At 47.8% G+C, this 278-nt stretch carries 1 pseudogene; it reads right to left on the minus strand.

From position 1 onward, the window contains the following. Positions 1 to 278, minus strand: a pseudogene (eno, locus tag SB822_RS56665) (phosphopyruvate hydratase); the annotation flags it as partial.

Consider the following 278-nt stretch of genomic DNA (forward strand, 5'->3'; position numbering starts at 1 on the left):
CAGAGAACCGATCTGGTTGAATTTGATCAGGATGGAGTTAGCGATACCTTTTTCGATACCTTCTTTCAGGATCTTGGTGTTGGTTACGAACAGGTCGTCACCAACCAGCTGGATTTTGTCGCCCAGAACTTTGGTCTGGTATGCGAAACCGTCCCAGTCAGATTCGTCCAGACCGTCTTCGATAGAAACGATCGGGTACTGTTTGGTCAGTTCTTCCAGGAAGTGAGTGAATTCTTCAGAGGTGAACGCTTTGTTGCCTTCGCCAGCCAGAACGTATT

It is taken from the genome of Paraburkholderia sp. SIMBA_054 (assembly GCF_046534875.1).
GTDB classification, from domain to species: Bacteria; Pseudomonadota; Gammaproteobacteria; order Burkholderiales; family Burkholderiaceae; genus Paraburkholderia; species Paraburkholderia hospita.